A 22,318-nucleotide genomic window follows, 5' to 3' on the forward strand; every position below is an offset into this window, starting at 1 on the left:
GCGGAGAGTTGTCGAGGACCGACCACGTTGGGGGGTCGGTCAGCCCGCATCGACTCCGAGTTCGATCACCGGTCCGACCAGGGCAAGAGCCTGATCGACGACCTCGTCCAGGCTTTCGCTGCCGTCGCTGTCCACCCAGCGGCGCAGGGCGGCCTGGAAGGCCGTCAGGGCGACGCCGGCAGCGACGGCAGGACGCAGGTCGACGTCCGGGTCCAGTCCGGCACGCAGGGCGAGGATGTCGGTCATCTCGGCCTGCCACTGGGACTGCCGCTCCAGGAAGCGGGCCAGAAGGGCCGGGGTGTCGAGGATCAGCCTGCTCACGCGCAGCATCTTGGCCGGATTGCCGACGCTCATCGAGGTGAACACCGACAGGGCACGACGCAACGCCACCGCGGGCGGCTCGTCGGCGGGCCGGGCGTTCAGCTCCGCGCACAACTTCACGCCGGCTTCCGCCAGCATGTGCACGATCACGTCTTCCTTGGAATCGAAGTAGCGCGAGAACGTACGGCGTGACATGCCCACGGCGGCCACTATCTGGTCGACCGTCGTCTCTTCGAATCCCTGGTCGGCCAGCAGCTTGACCGCGGCCTCCGCCAGTTCGCTGCGCACGAGCAGGCGCTTGCGCTCCGCCATGGTGGCCGCCGGGGCCGTCTTCGCATCTCCCACGACACCGATGCTAGACCGAGCCAGATGAGTCCCGCCAGGCCCTAGTTGACTCACTGTGCCAGTAACGGCAGTCTGGGTCTCATGCCAGACAGCACATGGACCGCATCCCTCATCCCCGACCTGACGGGCCGGACCTTCGTCGTCACCGGAGCCAACAGCGGCCTCGGCCTGGCCACCACCCGCCACCTGGCGCGGCACGGTGCACACGTCGTCATGGCCGTACGCAACGAGTCCAAGGGCCGCCGGGCCGCCGCCGACATCCGCGCCGCCGATCCCGACGCAAGCCTTGAGATGCGCCATCTCGACCTCGCCGATCTGGACTCGGTCAAGGCGTTCGCCGCCCGCGCGCACGTCGACGCCCTGCAGGTCGACGTCCTGATCAACAACGCGGGGGTCATGACGCCGCCCCGAACGCTGAGCCCCCAGGGGCACGAGTCACAGTTCGCCGGTAACCACCTCGGCCACTTCGCCCTCACCGGCCTGCTCATGGACCTGCTGCGGCAAGGTCGGGACCCGCGTGTGGTGACCGTCAGCTCGATCGGGCATCACGGCGGGCAGATCCACTTCGACGACCTCTCCGGCGCCCGGAAGTACCAGCGCGTGAAGTACTACGACCAGTCGAAGTTCGCCAACGTCCTCTTCGGCCTGGAACTCGACCGCAGGCTCCGCGCGGCCGACAGTCCGGTGCGCAGCCTGCTCGCCCACCCCGGGATCACAGCCACCAACCTCCAGCGCACCGGCCCGACCGGCCTGTTCCGGGTGGGAGGCGCCCTGGTCAACCGGCTGTTCGCCCAGGACGTCGAGATCGGCGCGCTTCCCCAACTGCGCGCCGCGACGGCACCGGACGTCGAGGGCGGGCAGTTCTTCGGCCCTGACGGATGGAAGGAGTTGCGCGGACATCCCACGGTCGTCCGCCCCGACCCTGCGGCGGAGGACCCTGACACCGCACGCCGCCTGTGGGTGCTGTCCGAGGAGCTGACCGGTGTGGCCTACGCACCCGCCCTATCGGCATGACCCAAGGCCGTCTTCGGCCCGCATACAGCTGCAGCGGTGAGCGAGTGCCCGGGAGGAGCGCGTGCTGCCGCGCCTCGGCCTCACGGCTCCGAACGGCGATGAGACTCTTTGAAATCCGGCCAGAGCTGCTTCTCTTCCTCACTTGTTCCGGTTTCGGACGATGTGGGGAGGGTGGGGAGTATGAGCACGCTTGAGGCGCCGCCGACCGTCAGGTCGGCGGCCCCTGGCCTCGGTTACGCGCTGGGCCGACGTTGCGGACGGCATCCGGGCACTTGGCTGGCGCGCCGGCTCCGATCCGGCGGCTGGAGCGGCAAGGCCCAGACGTTTCTGACGCGTCACGGCGGAGCCGCCGTGCTCACCGGCAGGTTCGTCGGAGTCATCCGGGCCTCCCTGCCCTTCGCCGCCGGAGCGTCCGGCATGCCGTACCGCCGCTTCTTCTTCTACAGCGCGGCCGCATCGCTGGTCTGGGGCACCGGTAACGTGCTCCTCGGCTACTTCGTCGGCACGGCGGCGACCAGGGTCCTGCACTCGGCGGGGCTGATCGGCGCCGCCGTGTTTGCCGCCGTTGCTGTGGCGCTGTTCTGCGTTGTTTGGGTCCTCAAGCGCCGTCGCGGCCGCGTGCAGGCCGCGAGTGGCGTGGTGGCGTCGGGCGGGGTTCCTCGAACCTCCGAACGCGGCCAATGCGCGTCGTCACGTATTCCGAGGAGAAGTAGTCCATGGGACGCGCCGGGCAGCGCATGGAAACCGGCGGCCGGCTCGCCCACCCCGAGAACTCCCCGGGGGGACCTGCACTGACCGCGCGGCACCGCCGTAGGCACGGGCCGGCCGCACCCTCGACAGACCCACGCCGCCGCACGCCAAAGGCGTCGGATTCGGCACCGACGCTGGTGATCGCCGACGCCCCTCCCTTCTCCCCCGGTACCCCAGCGGCCGCGCATGTCAGCACCCGGCGCGAACTCGGTGAGAACGGCAATGAGGCTTCTCAGCACCGCGGAGTGAGGTCGGACGGGACGACCGGGGCACTGGCGGGCGGCGGAGCAGCCGCCTCGACGCTCCCACGGACGCTGAATGCCGTCGAAGGCCAGACCGGTGTGGAGCTTGTCGCGACGATCAGCCGTCCGTCACGCCCTCGGCCCATGCCCCCCATTCGCAGGCCCCGGGCAGCGGTTCGAACCGCTCCGGCGTTGTCGGTCAGGCCGTCCACCGCCACCCCGTCCTGCGTGGACGGCGGCGAACTGCCTGACCGCCAGCGAAGCCCGACGGCGCGTCAGAGCACGCCGGTCCAGACAAGCTTGGCGCCCGAGTCGCCGGCCAGGTACGAGTAGACGAGATTGAGGCCGGAGAGGCCCACCACGACGACAACGAGCGCCGCAGGCGCCCAGCGTGGCATACGGGCTCCGCGCTTCGAGCGAACCTGCAGCAACAACAGAATGGTCGTTATACCGAGTCCCAGACTGAGAAGCTGCAACGTGTCGGCGTAGTCCGCGTGTTGCGCCACCTTGTGAAGCACGCTGCTCGGGTAGTGCTTCTCGGTGACCACTTCCTGCAGGCTTTCACCGGACTCCCGGGCGACGATCGCCATGAGAGGAGTCACCACCGCGAGCACCCACACCACCCAGCCCAACTGGGGGCGGAACCGGGGCAGCATGGCGTATCCAGCAGCGCCCAGCGCCAGCAACGGGATGAGCACTACCGCCGCGTGCACCGCAAGCGGGTGCAGGGGGAGACCCATGAATTCTTTGAACACTGCTCGCTCTCGTTCCCTAGTACGTGAATGCCGGCTCGGCCGTGGTCGACTCGTGCCAGCCCTCTGACGAGTCAGCCGACGTGCGGACGAACGGCGCCGTCTGCTCCACACCGGTCCCCAGCTGGACCGTGGTGACAGTGACGGCGCCGTTGGCCTGGTTGCCCGGCGAGACGCCTCGAATGGCCATGGGACCGGCCACCGCCGTGGTGACGAGGGTGTTCAGCAGGGTCTGCCGAGCGAGGCGCCCGACTGTCGGCGCCGGCTCCCGGTGCGCCGGGCGCGTCGGCGTCATGGTTGCCGAGGCCGGACAGTGCGGTGTTCGGCATCGGTACGTGCATCCGGCCCGGACCGAAGCCGCTGTTGACCCCGGTGAAGAGGACCTGGCCGCCGGTCCGCTCGCTCTAGGCGTGTGGCCCAACATGCATCAGATGGCACAGCATGTCAATGTTGGCCTGATGTGATCTATCTAGACGATGCGTCGGGCATCCGCGCTGCACGCTGCACCCGACGCCGACAGCCGATCGCTGATCCTGCGGTCAGGACCGGGCTGCTGGTGCCGCGGCGCGGGCCCGGTGCGCGCGGATCTCGTCGTGGTGGTCGGCGGCCCAGCCGATCAGGGATGTCACGATCTCGTGGAGGCCGCGCCCCAGCGGGGTGAGGGAGTACTCGACGCGCGGTGGAACCTCCGCGTATGCGGTGCGGGTGATCAGACCGTCCTCGTGGAGCTGGCGGAGCGTGAGGGTGAGCATCCGCTGGGAGATTCCGGGGACCTGGCGCTGAAGGTCGGTGTAGCGCAGCGGGCCGGCCTCCACCACCGCGATGAGCAGCAGGCTCCACTTGTCACCGACGCGGTCGAGGACCTGCCGGATGAAGGCCATGTGCTCGGCGGGGATGCGGGCACAGGGCCCCACCGCCGCCGCGCCGCCCGAACTGCCGGTGACCTCCATGACGCACATTCCTCTCCGGCACGAACACCGATGTGCCTTTTGTATCGACTTCCATACTGGCCCATCATGACGCTACGAACAAAAAGTAGGAAGCAAGCGCAGGCACGGGAGGCGCGTCATGAAGATCGAGATCTGGGCCGAGGTCACCTGCCCCTGGTGCGGACTGGGCAGCCACCGTCTGGACCGGGCTGTGGAGCGGTTCGAGCACGGCGACGAGGTGGAGGTCGTCCACCACTCGTTCCCGCTGAGCAGCTCCTTCCCCGTGGATGAGACGTTCAGCGTCCGTGAGGTGCTGCTGCGCCGGCACGGCATGGGCGGCTCCCAGGCCGAGGCGTCCACGCGTCGGATCGAGGCGCTGGCCGAGGCCGAGGGACTCACCCCCTACAGGGTGCTGGACAACCTGGTCGGCAACACCGACCTGGCGCACGAGTTCCTCGCCCACGCCTCCGCCGAGGGCAAGAACCGCGAAGCCTGGGACGCGATCTTCCACGCATACTTCGGCCAGGCCCGCCCCGTCTTCAGCCTCGACGACCTGCTCGACCTGAGCCAGGAGATCGGCCTGGACCGCGAGGGCACCCGCCGGGCGCTCACCGAGCACCGCTACCAGCGCCACGTCCGCGACGATGCCGCCCGCGCCCAGCGCCTGGGCGCCACCGGCGCGCCCTTCATCGTCGTCGACGGCAAGTACGGCATCCCCGGGGCCCAGGACAGCGACGGCCTTCTCGACGTGCTGCGCACGGCCTGGGACGCATCCCACCCGCTCACCCTCGCGACCGACGGCGACGCTGCGGTCTGCGGCCCCGACGGCTGCGCCGTACCGGCCCGCAGCTGACCTCCACCGTTCACCCCACGACACACCCCTGATCATGTCGAAAGGCTGACCTCTCCATGTCCTACCTGCTGCACATCGACGCCTCCTCGCTCGGCGAGGCATCCGTCTCCCGTCAGGTCGCCCGGTCCTTCCGTGACGCGTGGCAGGGCGCGGTCGTCCACCGTGACCTGGCCGTCGCCCCCGCCCCGCACCTCAGCGCGGCGGGCATCACCGCCCGCACCACCGACCCCGCCGAGCACACCCCCGAGCAGGCGAAGGCCGCGGCGGTCCAGGACGAACTGATCGAGGAGTTCCTCGGCGCCGACGCCTACCTCTTCACCGTGCCGATGTACAACCTCACGATGCCGTCCGTGTTCAAGGCATGGCTGGACCAGATCATGGTCGCCGGGCGCACCCTGAGCTTCGACGCAGCCCCGCCCACCCTCGGCCGCCCCGGCGTGCTGATCTCCGCGCGCGGCGGCGGCTACGGCCCCGGCGCCCCCAAGCACGGCATGGACCACCTGGTGCCCACGCTGGAAACCGTCCTGGGCCACCCGGCCAACCTCGGCCTCGACCTGACGACGGTCCTACCCGAACTGACCATGGCCCCGTACGTGCCGATGATGGCCCCGCTGCTGCCGATGCACGAGGCATCCCTGACCAAGGCGCACGACGAGGCCCGCCGCCTGGGCTCTGCCCTGACCGGCCGGCCGACCGCCTGATCCAGCTCTGAACTGCCCGAAAGGCGTTTGATCACCATGAGCAACCTCCTGGTCCTCGGCGGCAGCGGCCGCACCGGCGCCCACGTCCTGGAGCACGCGGCCCGGCGCGGCCACCACGTCCGCGCCCTCGTCCGCAACCCCGACAAAGTGCAGGCACCGGCCGGCGTCGAACTGATCCAGGGCACACCCGCCAACATCGACGACCTCCGCAAGGCAGCCGAAGGCACCGAGGCGGTGATCAGCGCGCTGAACAACGCCCGCACCTCCGACAACCCGTGGGCCAAGCCGGTCAGCCCGCCGATGTTCATGACCGACGCCGCCCGCCGCACGCTCACCGTCATGGGCGAACAGGGCATCCGCCGCATCGTGCTGACGTCCACGCAGGGCGCGGGCGACGACTGGGCCCGGCTCAACCCGCTGGTCAAGGCGTTCATCAACCTGTCGAACATCAAGGCGGGCTTCGAGGACCACACCGGCGTCGACCAGGTCGTGCGCGCCTCGTCCGGCATCGACTGGACCCTGGCCCGCGCTGTCACCCTCACCGACAAGCCCCTGAGTGGCCCCGTACGGGCCGCCGAGGCCGGCACCGAAAAGCCCGGCGCCCGGATCAACCGCGCCGACCTCGCCCAGTTCCTCGTCCAGACGATCGAGGACGACACCTGGATCCGCAAAGCCCCCCTCGTCTGGAACACACGAGGATGACCCACCCCATGATCCACACCCACCCCATGCACAACAGCTTTCCGACCTCATGCACAACAGCGTTCCGACCTTAGGCGCGCCGTCCCTCGACGGCGACGCCGGACTGGAGTGACATGACCACCACCGACACCCCCCACACCGACATCGCGTTCAACCAGCGTCTGCGCGTGGTGTTCGACGATCTCCAGAAGACGTTCGGGGACGTGGCGCTCAGGCAGGGCCTCACGTTCGAGGAGCTGGGTCAGGCCATCACCTACGTGCAGAAGCTGGTCGCGTCAGGGGAGTTCCCGCTGGCGACGATCCAGCTCCTCGCCAACCGCACGATAGAGGTCAGTTACGGCAGGGCCTACGCCCACCCGGAGAAGGACGGCGCCTCCCCGTGGATGGCGACCGGGCCCGCCTACGTGCCCGGGGCACCGCAGATCGACAACCCCGGCGTGCTGCCGATGGCACCCGACGAGCCCGGCGAGACCCTGCTCGTCTCCGGCACCGTACGCTCCACCTCGGGCAAGCCGCTGCCCGGCGCGGTCATTGATCTCTGGCAGACCACCGCCGAAGGCCAGTACTCGGGCCTGACACCCGAGCAGGCGGGACCCCTGGACGGCCTCGACGTCGTCGACTTCGACCTGCCGAAGTACCACCTGCGCGGCAAGATCGTCACGGATGCCGAGGGCCGCTACGAGTACCGCACCGTCGTGCCGGGCGTGGAGGCCGCGGCGGTGCCGGGCGGCATGCTCGACGACCTCCTGCTCATGCTGGGACGGGCCAACTCACGCGCCAGGCACATCCACGCGCACATCACCCACGACGACCATCACATGCTCACCCACCAGATCCACTTCGACGGCGACCCCCTCGTCGACGCGGTCAGCGAGGGCGCCATCGCCCGGGAGCTGATCCACAAGACCGAACTCCACGAGGACCCCTCCGAGTGGGAAGCACGCGGTCTGACCGGCCCCTACCGGACCCTCACCTGCGACTACACACTCCGCCCCATCGGCTTCGACGAGGTCAAGGACCCCTACGGCCTCGAAGGCTTCTGGAAGCAGTGACCCGGAGCGGCCACGCCGCACCTGCCGGCCGACCGCCGACGTACCCCCGGTGAACAACGCGGTGTGGGCGACGCCTGACAGCGCCGCCCACGGCCTTCGAGCCCGGCGGCGCCTCAAGCTCAGGCTTGATCCCGTGGCGAGGGAGGCATCCACCAGACCGTCTCGGTAGCTGCCTCAGAATCCAGCGGTGGTAGTGAGCGTTGTGGCCCCGGGGATAGGCGGCATCGAACCGTTCAAGAGCCCGAGGGACACGAGGCGACAAGATCTTCATCCACCCGGTTCATCAAGTCCCGGCAGCATGCACGCCCCGTTCCGGAACAAAGATCGACAACGCCGGAAGGAAGAAAAAACACCCACTTGCCTACGGCTGCCTGCGCGGCCACGACGAGATGCGGATCGCCGAAGGCGGCCTGGAGCAACGGAAGTTCACCGCTGTCTACCGCACCGGTGACCACCTCGCCGGCGTCCTGACCGTCGGCATGCCACCCAAGAGCATCAGCCCCTGTCAACAGGCCCTCGCCGCCCGCACGCCCTGGCGGCAGGCCGTGTCCCTCCTGGAAGGAGCAGCAGCATGAGCAGCACCACCGGATCACAAGGTCGCGGCGTCGTCGTCACCGGCGCCGGGTCGGGGATCGGACGCGCCACGGCGCTGCGGTTCGCGCAGCTCGGCGACAAGGTCCTCGTCGCCGATCTCAACGCCGACGGCGCCGAGGCGGTCGTCAAGGAGATCGAAGCGGGCGGCGGCACCGCCCGCGCGGTCGTCGGCGACCTGAGCGACCAGCACACCGCCGACGAGGTGATCAACACGGCCGTGGAAGCCTTCGGCGGCCTCGACGTCCTGGTCAACAACGCCGGGATCATGGACACCATGACCGCCACCGCCGACGTGAGCGACGCGGAGTGGGAGCGGGTCATACGGATCAACCTCACCGCTCCGTTCCTGCTCACCCGCGCCGCCCTGCCCCACCTGCTGGCCCGCGGCAACGGCGCCATCGTCAACACGGCCTCGGGGGCGGCCCTGCGCGGCAGCGCCGCCGGCACCGCGTACACCGTCTCCAAGCACGGGATCATCGGCCTGACGAAGTCGACCGCGGTCATGTACCGGGACCGTGGCGTCCGCGTGAACGCCGTCGCCCCCGGCGGCACCCGGACCCACATCACCGACACGGTCACCTTCGATGGCGACGGCGCCTCGATCGTGGGCCGCTACCAGGGGAACGTGGGCCGCGTGGCCGCGGCGGAGGAAGTCGCAGCGGCCATCGTGTTCCTTGCCTCGGACGCGGCGAGCAACATCAGCGGCGTCGTACTCCCCGTCGACAACGGCTGGTCGGCCGTCTGACCCAGTCACCCATGCGGTGTCGGCCCCCCTCGTCGGGACCGGACACCGCATGCCCATGGCCCCATGAGGTCCCCCTCCCGAGGGGCGAGCGGATCCTCCTCGTGCGGGCGCGGACGCGGCACGGGTGATGCGCTCGGTCACCGAGGCCGCCTGAGCGCCCCGCAGCCTGGCGCCCACCCACCACCCACCGCCCATCCAACTATCGAATCCCAACTACCCGATTCCACAAAGGACTTGGAGGTCCATTTCGATGCGAGCAGTGACCTATCACGAGTACGGCGACCCGTCGGTGCTGAGGGTCGAGGACGTGCCCGAGCCGCACGCCGGTCCGGGCGAGGTCCGGATCCGGGTCGAGGCCGCCAGCGTCAACCCGATCGACGTCAAACTCCGGGCCGGGTACCTGAAGGAGATGATGCCGCTGCAGTTCCCGAAGATCCCGGGCCGGGACGCAGCCGGAGTGGTGGACGAGGTCGGTGACGGCGTGACGGGTGTCGCCGTCGGCGACCGGGTGTTCGGGAACTCGGCCGTGGGGACCACGGCCGAGTACGCGGTGCTCTACGAATGGGCGCCGGTACCGGACGCGTGGACGATGGAGCAGGCCGCAGCCGTGGGGGTGGCGGCCGAGACGGCGGTCCGCGTGCTGAACGAGCTGAAGGTCGGTGCGGGCAGCACGCTGCTGATCGAGGGTGCCTCCGGTGGTGTCGGCAGTGCCTTGGTCCAGTTCGCCGTCGCCCGTGGAGCCACCGTGATAGGCACCGCCGGCGCGGGCAACCACGAATACCTGCGCTCGCTCGGCGCCACGCCCACGACCTACGGGCCCGGGCTGGCGGACCGCGTGAGCGCGCTCGCTCCCGCCGGTGTGGATGCCGTCGTCGACGTGGCGGGCGCCGGCTCCCTGCCGGACCTCGTCAAGATCGCGCCCACTCCGGCAGCCGTCGTCTCCATCGCCGACCCGACCGCTCAGCAGCACGGCGCCCGTCTCTCGCTCGCCCCCGACGTCCCCACGCCGGCCTCGCTGGTGGAGGCCGCGGACCTGGGGGCGGCCGGAGCGTACGTCCCGCACATCGAAGCCACCTACCCCCTCGACCGGATCGCCGAGGCCCACGCCCGCAGCCAGGCCGGCCACGCCCGGGGCAAGCTCGTCATCAAGATCTGAGCAGGCCGCACGGCCCCGGCGATCGGCACCGCCCTGCTCGACACGATCGCCGCCTACGCCAAGACCTTCCGCATCACCGACCACGTCACCACGGCCACGACAAAGCCACAGCCCGGGCCGCCGACACAACGGCCCATGTCCCAGAATGGTTCATGATGGACAGACGAGCATTCCTGACCGTCGGCGGCGCTGCCACCGGACTGGCACTTCTCGGTTCCGCTCCGGCCGCCGGGGCCGCACCGGCGACGACACAGTCCGGACCAGCCGAACGCCGCGTCGGCATCTACCCGGACGTCGCGGACACCAGCCACGCCTCCAAGAAGGCAGTGGCCTTCTTCCGCAGCTACTTCACGGCCAAGAGCCTGCATGACCCCGACGCCTTCATGGAGCACTTCCTCCGGTCCCAACTCGGCTACTACGACGCCACTCTCGGCGGCAGCGTCGTCATGACCGACTGGACCACGATGAAGGAAGCGAACACCCAGGCCATGAGCAGCTGGGCACCGGGCGCGCTGGCGTACCCGCTGCGCATCTTCGGCGACACCAACAGCGCCATCGTCCACTTCGTCGACACACCCGAAATGTTCGGCGCGGAAATCCGCTCGCTTTCCACGTTCGACTTCAAGGACGGCAGGATCACCCGCCAGGTCGACTACTGGGACGGACGACGCAATCCCGCCATCACCGGCCGTGCCCCGGTCGACCAGTACCCGCGCACCCTCGGCGTGGAGAACGTACGGCAGAACGCATCCCCGGCCATCGACAGGGTCGCCCGTCAACTGGGCTCCGCGATGGCGGCGGGCGACGCCACACAGAGCGCAGCGCTGTTCTCCGCCGACGCCGTCTTCGAGGACCTGACCACGAGAGCCGGCCTGCAGGGACGGCTGGCGATCGGCCGCTACCTCCAGCGAGCGCTGCCCCAGCTACCGTACGGGCCGGGGGCGGTGGTCCGCCACGTGCTCGGCAGCGCACAAGGCGGCGGCTACGAGTGGGTTGTGGACGGCAGGCCGGAGCTGAGCGGCGTCACCGCACTAGAGCTCGACAGCGCGGGCAGGATAACTCGGCTCAACACCGTCTGGGACGGTTCGCGGCACAGTGATCCGGCCATGCGGTCCCTGGCGGCCCTCTCCATCGAGGACTGACGCAGCTGTCCCGCCCGAGCCGAGAACGGGTGATCATTGACGGTTCTCGGCATCGCCGGCCCTGGCGGTCGGACCGGGGCCACCGGCATAGCCCCCGTACTGACGCCGCTGGCCGCGACCGGCCTGGTAGTGGTGATGGTGCTGGCCGCGATCACCCACGCCCGACGCAAGGAACCCGGCGCCATCGCCTTCAACGCCGTCCTGCTGATCCTGGCCGCCCTGGTGGCCTGGGGCCGCTTCGGCCCGTACAGCTTCTGACCCCTGCCGCCAGGAACCGGGCGGACGCGGCGATCAGTGCGCCCGGTCCGGCCCTGAAGCTGTCCCCAACCGGTACCCGGGCCACAGATCTTTTCCATGGAGGTGATCCTCATGTCCCACCTGCTCATTATCGGCGGCAGCGGCCGCCTCGGCATCCACGTCCTCAACGAGGCCGCACGGAGCGGCCACCGCGTCCGCGCGCTCGTACGCAACCCCGACACCGTCCAGGCCCCGGCCGGCATTTCGAACTGATCCAGGGCACGCCCGCCGACATCGACGACATCCGCAAGGCCGCCGGCGGAACGGAGGCGGTGCTCAGCGCGCGCAACAACTCCCGCGCCTCCGACAGCCCGGGATGACCGGCTCCCACCCCATCGTCACCGAAGAGGCCAAGAACCTCACCATCACCGGCAACTACCTCAACGGCGCCTGGAACAAGGGCAAAGGCGGCCGCGGCTACTTCCGCGGCTCCCGCGTCTGGGACTCCGTCTACGCCGGCAACATCTCCCGCAACCTGCGCCACTTCACCTTCCAGTGGTCCGCCAGCGGAAACGTCGCCATCGGCAACGACCTCGACTCCGACCTCAACCTGCACGGCGGCTACGAACGCAACAACCTCTTCGAACTCAACACCGTCCACGTCCCCTACGCCCACCGCTCCGCGAACTGCACCGTCAACTGCGGCGAGGAAGGCGGCGGAGGCACCGACGACTCCGACTGGTACCCGATCTGGTGGGCCGCCGGCCAGAAGGCCGTCAAATGGTGCGGCTCCTCCGGCTACCGCAACGTCTTCTTCAACAACACCATGACCAAACGCCTCGACAACGACGTCACCGGACCCATCGTCACCTTCTACAGCGAACCGCACCGCATCTTCGAGTTCGGCTGGGACGGCACCGCCTTCCACCACCTCGACGTCGGCGGCACGCCCATCAGCGACTGGGCCCACAACGAGACCAACAACTACTCACCCGACATCACCGGCACCAGCCACGGCGTCGACAACACCATGACCGACCCAGGATCATCCCTCTTCCTGGCCACCGTTCCCACACCATGACCCCAGGCCACAAGCCTCCGGGTTAAATCTCCGGCCGACCGGTATGCCATATCTTTGCCCCACGGCACACCGGTCGGCCGGTCACCTCGTCACCCACTCGGCGTGCAAGGTCCCAGAGGCGGAAGTGTGAACGGGGACAGCTCCGGCGGACGGCAGTACCCGACGAATCGGAGGAAGGCTGCAGGTGAAGCAACACGTCCAAGGGCGAGGGAGGAAAATACTCGCCTGCATCTGCGTGCCATTCGCGTTGGCGGGCCTCACCTCCTGCGAACCGGCGCCTCAGTTCAAGATCAAGAACGAGACCACCGAGGGAATCCACTTCGAAATCAATCGCATTCCGACAAAGTACGACCCAGCGAGCCATCTGGTGCAGGTCGCGGGCGCAAGGCCAGGAGGAGACACCGGCTGCAACATCAATCGCCTGGGAGGCCGTGACGGAGAGTGTCACCAAAACTATCAAATAGTCGGCACGACCCAGTCGGGCAAGAAATACACATACGGCCCACCGGTCTGTAACGGTGACACCTGGACCATCAACGGGTCGACTTCACCCTGAAGCTGCTGAGCATGTGAAGTGTCCTGATCAACGGGGCTGACATGGGTCAGGGCTTCGGCGTAGTTACTGGATATCCGGTTCGTGATCGTGCGACGACGCCAAAGCCCTGCCGCGTGCGGGGGCCGGCTGCCATTGATGAGTCACATCGGGACCGGTACAAGTGACGAGTGACAGAACCTCTTGCTCCTCGCCCGGATGACCGCGTCGCGTCGAAGCCGGGACGGTGGACCCGGCAGTCAGCCGGTGCGACGTTCGCCGCCGTCGCAGCATTCCTCATCACTCGCGACGTCTCGTTCGGGTTCTTCAGGCAGACACTGCCCGACTGGGCGTATACCTCTACGGTCTTCGACGGACTTGTTGTGTCGGCTGTCGTCTACGGCCTTGCCGCGGTGTGGCTCAGGCGATTGCCCTAGCAGGGTGGCACACGGCAGGGCTTCAGCGTTGCCGCACGGGTGTCCGCTTCGTGAAAATCCGTCGGATTGGCGGTCATCGGGGAGTTGGCAGGCACGGGCTCCCAAGATCATGGAGTTCTCTACGCCCCGTGATCCAAGTGGAAGTCCGTGTCTGCCGACGCATCATTATCTGCGCGGGGATTGCCACCTCCGTCGGTCGCCACCACCCGTTGCTGGATCCGGCGCGGATCGTCGGTAACCCGAGCGATCTGGATCTATTGCGTGCCCTTCTGATCCTGCGGATCGCCGTCTTGGACGCGCGTGGCCGGTCCACCGAGCACATCACCGGATTGCTGGCAAAAAACCCGGTCTTCGCCGATCCCAAGCCTGACACGGATCAACTCACCAGCCTGGTCGAACATGTCCGCCAGCACGTGGAGCGCGACGGCCTTGTCGGTTCGGTCCTGCTGTTCGGCGTCGGACTGCGTGCTGAGGATCCAGAGAGCACGTATGCCCTGCTCCTGGACCACTGGTCCTGTCGGCTGGCCCGCGCGGCGACCGCTGCCCAGGTGGCCAGAGAACTGGACCGGCACTGGGGCGTGGAGGCTCGCACCGGCGAGGCTTTGGTGCCTCAATCAAACGGGCGACGCCCTTCAAGGGGCTCCGGGTCAGGTCCGGCAGCAGCCGCAGAAGCCGGGCGGTGAAAACTGCCCATTCAGCGTGGCTGTCGAGTGGGCTCGTCAGCAGGTCGTGCAGAAGCAGGCGTGCCCGGCCTCCAGCTGTCGCCGGGTCTCGGTCCAGTCGTCTCAGCGGGGGCAGGGCGCCGGAACTGGCGAGTCGGGCTACATCACGGACGGCTTTCCACAGGAGCGTGACGGCTGCGTGGTTGTCGCCGGATTGCCGAAGCGCCTGGGCGGTGCGGGTCACCGTGATGAAACTGCCGGTTACCTGGACCGGCGTGGCGGTGAAGCCGGGTACGTAACAGGAGAGGGACTGCGGAAAATCCTTGGCGCTTCCCCGGATGAGGCGGGCGCCCAGTACGCGGGGCGGGTTGTCCAGCAGCAGTTGGCGGGGGACCGTGATCGCTGCCATCCGTTCGAAGGCCGGTACAACATCGGCGACGGTGTCGTCGTCGAAGAGCAGCAGGGCGATCTTCCCGTCGTGGCCGGCGCCGTCGATGTATTGGCGGCGGTGGACCGTGAGGTCGCTGGCGAGTGCTGCGATCTTGCTGCCGAACCGGCGGCTGACGGGGAGTTGGGCGGCGTGCGGCAGGGGAAACGACGAGGGCTGTGCGGCGTCCGGTCCGTCGGCGAAGATGCGCTGGTTGACGTCACCCACACGCTGGACGACCGTGCCCGGCGGGCCGAAGACCTTGTCGAGCAGGCGTTGCTGGAGGTCGCTGGTGTCCTGCATTTCGTCCAGGAGGACGAAGGGAAAGCGGTGGGCGACAGCCGGAGCGAGCTGGGGGTGATGAAAGAGGTGGTGCTCGGCGAGGGCAAACATGTCGTGGTAGCGGAAGACGCCTCGCTCGGTGAGCATCTCTTTGAGCGCGGCGAATTGTTGGCCACTGTCGCTGGACGCTTTGAAGGGCGGGGTGCCATCAGGGCCCGTTGCGATCAGGTCTCCGGCGTCGCAGACGTAGCGGGCCTCGGCGACGAGTGCGGGGCCGTTCGTGCGGTGCCCGAGTGCGGTGTTGAGTTTCCGGTACTGGGGGTGGCGTTCGAGCAGCCGGAGGGCTTCGTCCGCGTAAGTGTCGTCGTCGACGGTCTGGACTTCAATGCCCCGGGACCGTAGGGCCGGCAGGGCGAGGAAGGTGTTGGTGAAGGCCTGGATCGTGCCGATGAAGTGCGGGTACTGCAGGAGACGGCGTCCCGCCGGTGTGGCGGTGAGACGGTTGGTGATCTCGTCCTTGGCCGTGTTGGTGTGGGACAGGACGCAGATGCCGCGCGTGGGCGAGGTCCACCCCTGGCTCAGGAGCGCGAGCTTGAGCCCGATCAGGCTGGTCTTGCCCGAGCCGGGAGCTGCTTGCAGGTCCAGGGATTCCGCGCTCTGGATGAAGTCCCACTGCTCCTGGTGCGGCAGTTCGAGGCCGAGTTGCTGGGCGAGTGCCTCGACCTTGTCCTTGATGAAGACGTCGGGGGCATAGAGGGGTGTCATCGCTCAGACCTCGCTGCACAGATACGTGAAGGCGGCCACGAGGTAGGGCGGCAGATCGCCATCGGTCACCGAGGTGGTCTGCAGGAGGCGGGCCGCGTGTTGGGCGGCGATCGGCTTGTTGCCCCGGCCCATCCGCAGCGGCTCATAAATGTCCAAGGCCGCCTTCTCCAGGGGGACGTTGCTCTCTCGCCACTTGGTGACCTCCTCCTGCGCCAAGCGGTCCAGGTCGGCGAGCCTGTCCGCAGTGGGCCAGCTGGTCTTGGAGGCGACAGCAGCGCGGACGGCCTGGTGCATGAGGGTCGCCATGGTCCAGGAGGCGGCGGCCAGGTCGTACTCCAACGTCCAGTGGTCGGAGACGAAGGTGCGCACGTGGCCGCTGTCCTTTTCCTTCAGCGCTGCGACGTGATCGGCGATCTGCTGCCCGGTCATCTCCGCGGAGCACTTCAGCTGCTTGCGCATCTCCTCCGAAGTGCCGGCGGGCACCAGGTCCCGGTCCCGGATGCAGGCCACCGCGACCGGTATCTGCTCGCCCTCGCGCTGGAAGATCCGGCTGTAGCGGAAGAGACCGACGCCGCCGACATTGACGACGCTGACGCCGCATTCGCTGAAGGACCGGCCGACAGCCTGTGCGAGGGCGGGCAAAACGATGGCTTCGGCGTCGCCTTCGACGATGGCGACGCTGCGGGCGAAGAACAGGTTGGCCTTGGTCACGTCGAGGAAGCGGGTGAGGAAAGCGTAGTCGCCCTCGTCGAGACAGGTCAGTCCCGGGGCCAGGCGAAAGGCTGCTCCGCGGGCTACGAGGGTGAGGTGTTCCACCGGGATGGCCGAGGCCAGGTTCGGGCTGTGGGTGGTGAGGATGACCTGGACCGGCGGCGTCCCGGACGTCTTGGCGGCCTCGGCGCGTTCGCGCAGCAGGTCCATGATGCGGGTCTGAAGTTGCGGGTGGAGGTGGGCTTCGGGTTCCTCGATCAACAGCAGGGGTGCGAAGGCGCTGTTGCCGAGCAGCAGCAGTTCGGCTGCCATGAACAGGGCGTTGTTGTAGCCCAGTCCGTGTCTGGTCCACTCCCCCGTGCCCGCGAACAGGGTGAGTTCCAGCCGTTCCAGGGCGCGGGCGAGGGTGGCGTCGCCGGCGACGCCGATCTCGGCGCGCAGGACGTCGGAGCCGATGGAGAACTTGTTCAGGTAGCCGGTGTTGATGTCGTTGCGGGCCGCGGCCACCGCATCGTTGTCACCGATGTGGCGTTCAGCGCGACGCAGGATGCCGACCAGGGTGGTGGCGCTGTCGCTCTCCTCGTCGAAGTCGTCTACACCCTGTGCGCGCATGACCGGGTAGCCGGCGAGGATCTGCGACAGCCGCGATCCCCGGCCGGAGCGCAGTTCGGCCTCGGCATCCCGCAACGGGCGCAGGTAGGTGGCCTTCAGCAGTTCGCGCGCGGCACCGTCCAGAGCGGGCCCCTGCCCGTCGCGGCCGGTGCGCGTGGTGGCCGAGACCCTGCAGGGAGGCAGCGGCTCCATCAGCTCCGCTTTGACGGTGACATAGAGGGCGACGTTGCCGTCGTCGTCGGTGGTGAGCAGTTCCAGGAAGACCCCTTGTTCTTCCGTCGTCAGATCCTTGAAACCACAGGTGATCTTGAAGGCCTCCGCGCGGCCGCCTGGCCCGACATGGAAGTCGTCGCGCGTGATCCGGTAGTAGTCAGCCGCTGTGGTCAGCAGGCACAGGCGGATCGCGTCAATGATGTCCGACTGTTCAGTACACAACCGTCCTGGGCTCACCGGACAGGCCGCGTGCACGCCTGGCGCCATCACCGTCCCGTCGCTGCACCTCCACGGGGCCGACGACAACTTCTTTTCCGCGGAGGTGAGCGACGGCATGGACGACCTGTTCACGAACAGCTTCGAACGCATCGTCATACCCGGCGCGGGGCACTTCCCGCATGTCGAACAGCCCAAGACGGTCGCCGACCACATCCTGGACTTCCTGAACAGCTGACCTACCCCCCTTCCGACCACCCAGAACTCAAAGGGCTGACCGATCCATGACGGACAAGGAAAGGCAGGAGGCCACGGCTGTGACGACTCCTTTCGTGGAAAAGCACCGCCGCACCGAGGCCATGCTGGCCCTCCTCGACGCGATGGACCAGATGCCGAGCGCCATCCTGCTGCGGGCCCGCTCCTACGAACTGTTGTCTCTTGTCCCGGGCTCGTCCGTCGTGGACGTCGGCTGCGGTGCCGGGCGGGCCGTCGCCGAGCTGGCCGAGCGTGGCGTCCACGCGGTGGGCGTGGATCCCGATCCGTGGATGCTGGCCGAGGCCCGGAAACGGTGGCCGGGGGCCGAGTTCCGGGAGGCGGGGGCGGAGGATCTGCCGTTCGCCGACGGAAGTGTGCGCGGCTACCGTGCCGACAAGGTCTTCCACGCACTTCAGGAGCCATGGCGCGCGGTGGCGGAAGCGCGGCGCGTCCTCTGCCCGGGCGGCAGGATCGTCCTGGTCGGGCAGGACTGGGACGCCATCATGGTCGACTCTGATGATGCGGCGCTCACCCGCACGATCGTGCACGCCCGCGCCGACCTCCTGGGCACCCCCCGCGCCGCCCGCCAGTACCGCAACCTGCTCCTGGACGGCGGTTTCAACGACGTCACCGTCGAGGTGCACACCAACGTGTTCACCGATCCCGCGATGCTGTCGCTGCTCACCGGGCTCGCCGAGTCGGCCTGCATGAGCGGTGCCGTCGGCCGTGACCAGGCCGATGAGTGGCTCGCCGAACAGCACCGACGCGCCGAGGCCGACCGCTTCCTCATCGCCATTCCGTTCTTCGTCGCTGCCGCCTCCGCCTAGAGAGCAGATGGAGCACGGGCTGCGGGGATCCGCTTGACCGGGAAACGGTGACCATGCCTGCCAGGCGCTCGTGGCCCATGTGGGTTTCCTTGGCCGGCCGGGGGTGGCCTCCTTCCGTGCGAGACGCCTGGTCATGAGGGTGACGATGGCCCAGACGATCAGGGTCTCAGTACTGGATGAGCCGTTCGTAGCGATGGGGCAGCACGACGAAACCAGAGGCGTCCTGGGGCGGCTCACCGGCTTGACGGTCAGGTTGTCACCGGCCCGGTCGAACGGCCGGTCAGCTCGGCGAGTTCACGGCGGGCCTCAGCCGGTCGTCGAGTACGACGGCGACAATCCCGACCCGCACGAGCAGTGACGCGACCTGGCGTCCGCGCCGATCGCCAACGACGAGTCCGCGTGGTCACCCCGGCCGACTGGTCACCGTCGCCCGGCTCGGTCAGGGACCTCTCCGACCGCCCCCTTTGTCGGCCCTGAACGTCACCTTCAGCAAGGCGATGACGTCGTTGTTGCCGGTCCCCCGGAGGTCGGGATGTTCGAGGTGAACGTCCAGGCGGTGCCGGTGAATTGTCGCCGGCGTAGCCCATCACCTGGTAACCGTCGTGGCGCACTCTGTGCCAGAGCCCGGAAGAATCCGCCGCGGCGAAACTCCCCCGCACCTTCGCCGTGGTCGACCCGGGGAAGAGCCGAGGGCGTCATGCGCCAACTCGAAGAACTGGTCGCCTACTTGCGGCCGACCTCAATCGCTGTCCTGGACGTCGGCGGCGAAGTGTTGGCCCGAGGCGACGAACCGACGCTGAAGAGCCCACTCGTCGACTCGCTGACACTCACAGCGTGCGGCCAAGTGAACGTCACCGTACGCCTGTTGACCGCAGGACCCGGACTCGACGACGAACTGTCACACGAAGATCCTCGGGCGGCTGCCGCGAGCATGCCTGTTGCCTCTGAGGGGTGCCATTCCAGGACTGAGCCGATCGGTTGCGCGTCCTCGGCAGTGAAGGCGTGGACAAGTGGGCCGAGCATGCCTTGGAGGCGCTGAGCCGCGAGGTCGGCGGCTTCTTTGAGATCGACACCTCACACTCGTCCGTCACGCCGTCGACTACGAGGGCCGACAGGCCCGAAAACACCGCACCCACAAGATCATTGACATCGCGCACACGATGGCAACGACGACCGTCACCCTTCGCTACCACCGAATACGTGACAGAGCCGAACGTTTCGCGGTCCCGACCGAGGTACTCGCGCGAGGGGGCGTGCGGCGCTGTCCTGGTGAATCCCCGCCTGGCTGGACCGTCTGCTGCCCGACCTGGACGTCGAGGGCGACAAGCTCGCGCAGAAGATCCCGCTGCCCCGCTCCGCCGCCTACGGCGGCACGCGGCACACACGTATCCGGCAGTCCTCAGGCGTGATCGACGCCCCGCCGGCATCGGTCACCGACGCCGACGCCCGCGGGTGATCGCCGTCCTCCTCCGCCCGCTGAGCACGTAGCCGCAGCTCGCGACCTCGCTCCGGCCGGTCCGGCCGACCGCAGGACGGCGGCCGGGTCAGGCGGCCTCAAGTCAACCCGTTCCGCTGTCGTTTCGCGCGGTCGCCGGACGCGTCGGCCTTGGCCACCAGGGACGGCGTCGGAAGGAAGCGCTCACCGTAGCGGTCGGCCAGTTCCCTGGCACGCGTCACGAAGCCCGCCACGCCTCCCGGGTAGCCCTTGACGTACTGCGCGACGCCCCCGGTCCAGGCCGGGAAACCGATCCCCAGAAGAGACCCGATGTTCGCGTCCGCTTCGGAGAGGATCACTCCTTCGTCGAAGCACCGCGCAGCCTCCAACGCCTCGGCGAACAGCATCCTTTCCCACATGTCCTCGAAGGGGATCCGGTGCCGGCCGGAGCCGAAGTGCTCCGCCAGGCCGGGCCACAGCCGAAGGCGCCTGCCCTCGGCGTATTCGTAGAAGCCGGCCCCCGCTGTCCTGCCTCCGCGGTGGAAGTCCCTCACCATGCGGCGCACGACGTCGTCCGCGCCGAAGACGGGAGCGTCCCGCCCCTCCTTCTCCAGGGCCTCGATCGTCTCCTCCCGGACCTTGAGCCAGAGGGTCAACGAGAGTTCGTCGACCAGTTGCAGGGGCGGCGCGGGGTACCCGGCCTGGGCGCCCGCCTGCTCGATGGAGGCGGGCGGCAGCCCCTCCCCCACCATGCTCACGGCCTCGTTGACAAACGCCCCGATCACCCGGCTGGTGAAGAATCCCCGGCTGTCGTTGACCACGATCGGAGTCTTGCCGATCTGGCCCGCGAGATCGATCGCCCGGGCCAAGGTCGCGTCGCTGGTCCGCTCGCCCCGGATGATCTCCAGCAACGGCATCCGCTCGACCGGCGAGAAGAAGTGCAGCCCGATGAAGTCCGCCCGGCGTTCGACGCCTTCGGCCAGCCCGGTGATCGGCAGGGTGGAGGTGTTGGAGCCGAGCAGCGCGGCGGGGGCCACGATCTCCTCGATCTCGGCGAAGACCTTGTGTTTGAGTTCCTGGCTCTCGAACACCGCCTCGATCACGACGTCGCAGCCGGTCAGGTCCGAGGGGAGTGCGGTGGCCGTGATCCTTGCCAGGACGGTGTCGGCGTCCGCCCGGGTCATCCGGCCCCGCTGTACCGCCTTGGCAAGGAGCCCGGCCGAATGGTCCCTGCCCTTCTCCGCGGCCTCGGCCGACACGTCTTTGAGGACGACCTCCAGTCCGGCCAGGGCGCAGACGTGGGCAATGCCCGCCCCCATCATGCCCGCGCCGAGGACACCGACCTTGTGTGCGACCGCCTTCTCGTGGCCTTCGGGCCGGGAGCCGCCGGACTGGATGTGCTGAAGGTCGTAGAAGAACGCCTGGATCATGTTCTTGGCGGTCTGTCCGGTCGCCAGCTCCACGAAGTAGCGCGACTCGATACGCAGCGCGGTGTCGAAGTCCACCTGCGCGCCCTCGACGGCCGCCGCCAGGATGGCCCGCGGTGCGGGGACCGGTGCGCCCTTGAGCTGCTTGCGCAGATTCGCGGGGAGGGCGGGCAGGACGGCGGCGAAGGAGGGGGTGGACGGGGTGCCGCCCGGGATGCGGTGGCCCTTGGTGTCCCATGGCTGCACCGGCTCCGGGTTCGCCCGGAGCCACGCCCTGGCCCTGGGCAGGAGTTCCGCGGCCGTGTCGACGACCTCGTCCACCAGGCCGATGGCCACAGCCGCCTGCGGCCGGTGTTTTTGCCCCTGGAGCAGCACCTTGAGCAGCGCCTCCTGGACCCCGAGCATGCGGACGGTGCGGACGATGCCGCCACCGCCGGGCAGCAGGCCGAGGGTGACTTCGGGCAGGCCGATCCGGCAGCCCGGGGTGTCCGCGGCAATACGGTGGTGACAGGCCAGGGCGATCTCCAGGCCGCCGCCGAGGGCACTGCCGTTGATGGCGGCGACCACGGGCCTGCCCAGCCGTTCCAGTCTGCGCAGCTGGTCCTTGACCCGGGTGGCGGTGTCGAGGACCGAACGCGCGTCCTCGGGGCGTGCGGCCACGATGTCGTGCAGGTCGCCACCGGCGAAGAAGGTCTTCTTGGCGGAGGTGATCACGACTCCGGTGACGGTGTCGCGCTCCGCTTCCAGCCGGTCGACGGCCCGGCCCATGGACGCGACGTAGGCGGCGTTCATGGTGTTGGCCGACTGACCCGGGGCGTCCAGGGTCAGTACGACGACGCCGTCCTCGTCACGGGACCAGTGAATGGTGTCCTGCTCGCTCATTTCTTGTCTTCCTCTTCCC

Annotated in this window: 24 protein-coding genes and 2 pseudogenes; 18 read left to right on the forward strand and 8 right to left on the reverse strand. The window is 68.6% G+C overall.

Translation table 11 applies throughout. The features are described 5' to 3' along the window. Nucleotides 1–39: 39 nt before the first annotated feature. Nucleotides 40–633, reverse strand: coding sequence for a TetR family transcriptional regulator (locus OHB00_RS15380; protein ID WP_406445798.1), 594 nt, complete (start codon nucleotides 631–633; stop codon nucleotides 40–42). Between the two features lie 114 nt (nucleotides 634–747). Here OHB00_RS15380 and OHB00_RS15385 point away from each other — a divergent pair, with 114 nt between their 5' ends. Together OHB00_RS15385 and OHB00_RS15390 are read left to right on the forward strand one after the other, a co-directional pair. Then, nucleotides 748–1,680 (forward strand): oxidoreductase, encoded by a 933-nt coding sequence (locus OHB00_RS15385; protein ID WP_406435225.1) that lies wholly within the window; start codon nucleotides 748–750, stop codon nucleotides 1,678–1,680. A 180-nt stretch (nucleotides 1,681–1,860) separates the two neighbouring features. Further along, the gene (locus OHB00_RS15390) at nucleotides 1,861–2,475 is read left to right on the forward strand and encodes a DedA family protein (RefSeq protein ID WP_406435227.1); all 615 of its coding nucleotides are present in this window, start codon (nucleotides 1,861–1,863) and stop codon (nucleotides 2,473–2,475) included. Nucleotides 2,476–2,947: 472 nt separating this feature from the next. Here OHB00_RS15390 and OHB00_RS15395 read toward each other — a convergent pair whose 3' ends face one another. The 3 genes from OHB00_RS15395 to OHB00_RS15405 form a co-directional block, all read right to left on the reverse strand. Beyond that, nucleotides 2,948–3,412 (reverse strand): DUF2231 domain-containing protein, encoded by a 465-nt coding sequence (locus tag OHB00_RS15395; protein WP_207921682.1) that lies wholly within the window; start codon nucleotides 3,410–3,412, stop codon nucleotides 2,948–2,950. A 31-nt stretch (nucleotides 3,413–3,443) separates the two neighbouring features. Beyond that, the gene (locus tag OHB00_RS15400; RefSeq protein WP_406435229.1) at nucleotides 3,444–3,719 is read right to left on the reverse strand and encodes a hypothetical protein; all 276 of its coding nucleotides are present in this window, start codon (nucleotides 3,717–3,719) and stop codon (nucleotides 3,444–3,446) included. A gap of 244 nt (nucleotides 3,720–3,963) precedes the next feature. Further along, nucleotides 3,964–4,374, reverse strand: coding sequence for a winged helix-turn-helix transcriptional regulator (locus OHB00_RS15405; protein ID WP_406435231.1), 411 nt, complete (start codon nucleotides 4,372–4,374; stop codon nucleotides 3,964–3,966). A 118-nt stretch (nucleotides 4,375–4,492) separates the two neighbouring features. On the opposite strand from OHB00_RS15405, the gene OHB00_RS15410 reads away from it, so the two are divergent. The 4 genes from OHB00_RS15410 (at nucleotide 4,493) to OHB00_RS15425 (ending at nucleotide 7,661) form a co-directional block, all read left to right on the forward strand. After that, nucleotides 4,493–5,206 carry a DsbA family protein gene (locus OHB00_RS15410; RefSeq protein ID WP_406435233.1) on the forward strand — a complete coding sequence of 238 codons (714 nt, stop codon included), beginning with the start codon at nucleotides 4,493–4,495 and terminating at the stop codon, nucleotides 5,204–5,206. Nucleotides 5,207–5,262: 56 nt separating this feature from the next. Further along, a complete protein-coding gene (locus tag OHB00_RS15415; protein WP_406435235.1) occupies nucleotides 5,263–5,907 on the forward strand; it encodes an FMN-dependent NADH-azoreductase in 645 nt (214 codons plus the stop codon). 36 nt (nucleotides 5,908–5,943) lie between these two features. Continuing rightward, nucleotides 5,944–6,609 carry an NAD(P)-dependent oxidoreductase gene (locus OHB00_RS15420; RefSeq protein ID WP_406435237.1) on the forward strand — a complete coding sequence of 222 codons (666 nt, stop codon included), beginning with the start codon at nucleotides 5,944–5,946 and terminating at the stop codon, nucleotides 6,607–6,609. 113 nt (nucleotides 6,610–6,722) lie between these two features. Then, nucleotides 6,723–7,661: a catechol 1,2-dioxygenase gene (locus OHB00_RS15425; protein WP_406435239.1), complete on the forward strand. Its 939-nt coding sequence runs from the start codon at nucleotides 6,723–6,725 to the stop codon at nucleotides 7,659–7,661. 142 nt (nucleotides 7,662–7,803) lie between these two features. Here OHB00_RS15425 and OHB00_RS15430 read toward each other — a convergent pair. Then, nucleotides 7,804–7,932: pseudogene (locus tag OHB00_RS15430) on the reverse strand (SAM-dependent methyltransferase); the annotation flags it as partial. 118 nt (nucleotides 7,933–8,050) lie between these two features. Between OHB00_RS15430 and OHB00_RS15435 the strand changes: the two are divergent. The 9 genes from OHB00_RS15435 (at nucleotide 8,051) to OHB00_RS15475 (ending at nucleotide 14,268) form a co-directional block, all read left to right on the forward strand. Then, entirely contained in the window at nucleotides 8,051–8,236 is a 186-nt protein-coding gene (locus OHB00_RS15435) for a hypothetical protein (protein WP_406435241.1), read from the forward strand. Then, nucleotides 8,233–9,000 carry an SDR family NAD(P)-dependent oxidoreductase gene (locus OHB00_RS15440; protein ID WP_406435243.1) on the forward strand — a complete coding sequence of 256 codons (768 nt, stop codon included), beginning with the start codon at nucleotides 8,233–8,235 and terminating at the stop codon, nucleotides 8,998–9,000. The genes OHB00_RS15435 and OHB00_RS15440 overlap by 4 nt, the downstream gene beginning before the upstream one ends. A 250-nt stretch (nucleotides 9,001–9,250) precedes the next feature. Then, complete coding sequence (locus OHB00_RS15445) at nucleotides 9,251–10,156, forward strand: NADP-dependent oxidoreductase (RefSeq protein WP_406435245.1); 906 nt, start codon at nucleotides 9,251–9,253, stop codon at nucleotides 10,154–10,156. Between the two features lie 155 nt (nucleotides 10,157–10,311). Further along, complete coding sequence (locus OHB00_RS15450; RefSeq protein WP_406435247.1) at nucleotides 10,312–11,298, forward strand: hypothetical protein; 987 nt, start codon at nucleotides 10,312–10,314, stop codon at nucleotides 11,296–11,298. A 36-nt stretch (nucleotides 11,299–11,334) separates the two neighbouring features. Continuing rightward, nucleotides 11,335–11,556 carry a DoxX family protein gene (locus OHB00_RS15455; RefSeq protein ID WP_406435249.1) on the forward strand — a complete coding sequence of 74 codons (222 nt, stop codon included), beginning with the start codon at nucleotides 11,335–11,337 and terminating at the stop codon, nucleotides 11,554–11,556. Nucleotides 11,557–11,667: 111 nt separating this feature from the next. Next, nucleotides 11,668–11,808 (forward strand): NmrA family NAD(P)-binding protein, encoded by a 141-nt coding sequence (locus OHB00_RS15460; RefSeq protein WP_406435251.1) that lies wholly within the window; start codon nucleotides 11,668–11,670, stop codon nucleotides 11,806–11,808. A 103-nt stretch (nucleotides 11,809–11,911) separates the two neighbouring features. Beyond that, nucleotides 11,912–12,616: a hypothetical protein gene (locus tag OHB00_RS15465; protein WP_406435253.1), complete on the forward strand. Its 705-nt coding sequence runs from the start codon at nucleotides 11,912–11,914 to the stop codon at nucleotides 12,614–12,616. Between the two features lie 184 nt (nucleotides 12,617–12,800). Beyond that, nucleotides 12,801–13,172 (forward strand): hypothetical protein, encoded by a 372-nt coding sequence (locus OHB00_RS15470; RefSeq protein WP_406435255.1) that lies wholly within the window; start codon nucleotides 12,801–12,803, stop codon nucleotides 13,170–13,172. 541 nt (nucleotides 13,173–13,713) lie between these two features. Next, nucleotides 13,714–14,268 carry a hypothetical protein gene (locus OHB00_RS15475; RefSeq protein ID WP_406446376.1) on the forward strand — a complete coding sequence of 185 codons (555 nt, stop codon included), beginning with the start codon at nucleotides 13,714–13,716 and terminating at the stop codon, nucleotides 14,266–14,268. A gap of 667 nt (nucleotides 14,269–14,935) precedes the next feature. On the opposite strand, the pseudogene OHB00_RS15480 reads toward OHB00_RS15475, so the two are convergent. Continuing rightward, a pseudogene (locus OHB00_RS15480) lies at nucleotides 14,936–15,721 on the reverse strand (UvrD-helicase domain-containing protein); the annotation flags it as partial. A 3-nt stretch (nucleotides 15,722–15,724) separates the two neighbouring features. Beyond that, nucleotides 15,725–17,479 (reverse strand): ATP-dependent nuclease, encoded by a 1,755-nt coding sequence (locus OHB00_RS15485; RefSeq protein WP_406435257.1) that lies wholly within the window; start codon nucleotides 17,477–17,479, stop codon nucleotides 15,725–15,727. A 112-nt stretch (nucleotides 17,480–17,591) separates the two neighbouring features. Between OHB00_RS15485 and OHB00_RS15490 the strand changes: the two genes are divergently transcribed. From OHB00_RS15490 to OHB00_RS15500, 3 genes are all read left to right on the forward strand, one after another. Further along, entirely contained in the window at nucleotides 17,592–17,711 is a 120-nt protein-coding gene (locus OHB00_RS15490) for an alpha/beta fold hydrolase (RefSeq protein WP_406435259.1), read from the forward strand. A 121-nt stretch (nucleotides 17,712–17,832) separates the two neighbouring features. Next, nucleotides 17,833–18,555: a methyltransferase domain-containing protein gene (locus OHB00_RS15495; RefSeq protein ID WP_406445800.1), complete on the forward strand. Its 723-nt coding sequence runs from the start codon at nucleotides 17,833–17,835 to the stop codon at nucleotides 18,553–18,555. Between the two features lie 697 nt (nucleotides 18,556–19,252). Then, nucleotides 19,253–19,594 (forward strand): DUF1152 domain-containing protein, encoded by a 342-nt coding sequence (locus OHB00_RS15500; RefSeq protein ID WP_406435261.1) that lies wholly within the window; start codon nucleotides 19,253–19,255, stop codon nucleotides 19,592–19,594. Nucleotides 19,595–20,109: 515 nt separating this feature from the next. Here OHB00_RS15500 and OHB00_RS15505 read toward each other — a convergent pair. Continuing rightward, entirely contained in the window at nucleotides 20,110–22,299 is a 2,190-nt protein-coding gene (locus OHB00_RS15505; RefSeq protein ID WP_406435263.1) for a 3-hydroxyacyl-CoA dehydrogenase NAD-binding domain-containing protein, read from the reverse strand. Nucleotides 22,300–22,318 lie beyond the last annotated feature (19 nt).

Origin of the sequence: Streptomyces sp. NBC_00631 (assembly GCF_045206895.1) — a bacterium.
Classification (GTDB): Bacteria; Actinomycetota; Actinomycetes; order Streptomycetales; family Streptomycetaceae; genus Streptomyces.

Bases quoted from the DNA above. Each gene is read 5' to 3' on its own strand.
- OHB00_RS15385 (WP_406435225.1), top strand. From the start codon at position 748: ATGCCAGACAGCACATGGACCGCATCCCTCATCCCCGACCTGACGGGC.
- OHB00_RS15405 (WP_406435231.1), bottom strand. From the start codon at position 4,374: ATGGAGGTCACCGGCAGTTCGGGCGGCGCGGCGGCGGTGGGGCCCTGT.
- OHB00_RS15440 (WP_406435243.1), top strand. From the start codon at position 8,233: ATGAGCAGCACCACCGGATCACAAGGTCGCGGCGTCGTCGTCACCGGC.
- OHB00_RS15500 (WP_406435261.1), top strand. From the start codon at position 19,253: ATGCGCCAACTCGAAGAACTGGTCGCCTACTTGCGGCCGACCTCAATC.
- OHB00_RS15465 (WP_406435253.1), top strand. From the start codon at position 11,912: ATGACCGGCTCCCACCCCATCGTCACCGAAGAGGCCAAGAACCTCACC.
- OHB00_RS15435 (WP_406435241.1), top strand. From the start codon at position 8,051: ATGCGGATCGCCGAAGGCGGCCTGGAGCAACGGAAGTTCACCGCTGTC.
- OHB00_RS15410 (WP_406435233.1), top strand. From the start codon at position 4,493: ATGAAGATCGAGATCTGGGCCGAGGTCACCTGCCCCTGGTGCGGACTG.
- OHB00_RS15380 (WP_406445798.1), bottom strand. From the start codon at position 633: ATGGCGGAGCGCAAGCGCCTGCTCGTGCGCAGCGAACTGGCGGAGGCC.
- OHB00_RS15425 (WP_406435239.1), top strand. From the start codon at position 6,723: ATGACCACCACCGACACCCCCCACACCGACATCGCGTTCAACCAGCGT.
- OHB00_RS15490 (WP_406435259.1), top strand. From the start codon at position 17,592: ATGGACGACCTGTTCACGAACAGCTTCGAACGCATCGTCATACCCGGC.
- OHB00_RS15420 (WP_406435237.1), top strand. From the start codon at position 5,944: ATGAGCAACCTCCTGGTCCTCGGCGGCAGCGGCCGCACCGGCGCCCAC.
- OHB00_RS15415 (WP_406435235.1), top strand. From the start codon at position 5,263: ATGTCCTACCTGCTGCACATCGACGCCTCCTCGCTCGGCGAGGCATCC.
- OHB00_RS15395 (WP_207921682.1), bottom strand. From the start codon at position 3,412: ATGGGTCTCCCCCTGCACCCGCTTGCGGTGCACGCGGCGGTAGTGCTC.
- OHB00_RS15390 (WP_406435227.1), top strand. From the start codon at position 1,861: ATGAGCACGCTTGAGGCGCCGCCGACCGTCAGGTCGGCGGCCCCTGGC.
- OHB00_RS15505 (WP_406435263.1), bottom strand. From the start codon at position 22,299: ATGAGCGAGCAGGACACCATTCACTGGTCCCGTGACGAGGACGGCGTC.
- OHB00_RS15400 (WP_406435229.1), bottom strand. From the start codon at position 3,719: ATGACGCCGACGCGCCCGGCGCACCGGGAGCCGGCGCCGACAGTCGGG.
- OHB00_RS15495 (WP_406445800.1), top strand. From the start codon at position 17,833: ATGCTGGCCCTCCTCGACGCGATGGACCAGATGCCGAGCGCCATCCTG.
- OHB00_RS15445 (WP_406435245.1), top strand. From the start codon at position 9,251: ATGCGAGCAGTGACCTATCACGAGTACGGCGACCCGTCGGTGCTGAGG.
- OHB00_RS15460 (WP_406435251.1), top strand. From the start codon at position 11,668: ATGTCCCACCTGCTCATTATCGGCGGCAGCGGCCGCCTCGGCATCCAC.
- OHB00_RS15450 (WP_406435247.1), top strand. From the start codon at position 10,312: ATGGACAGACGAGCATTCCTGACCGTCGGCGGCGCTGCCACCGGACTG.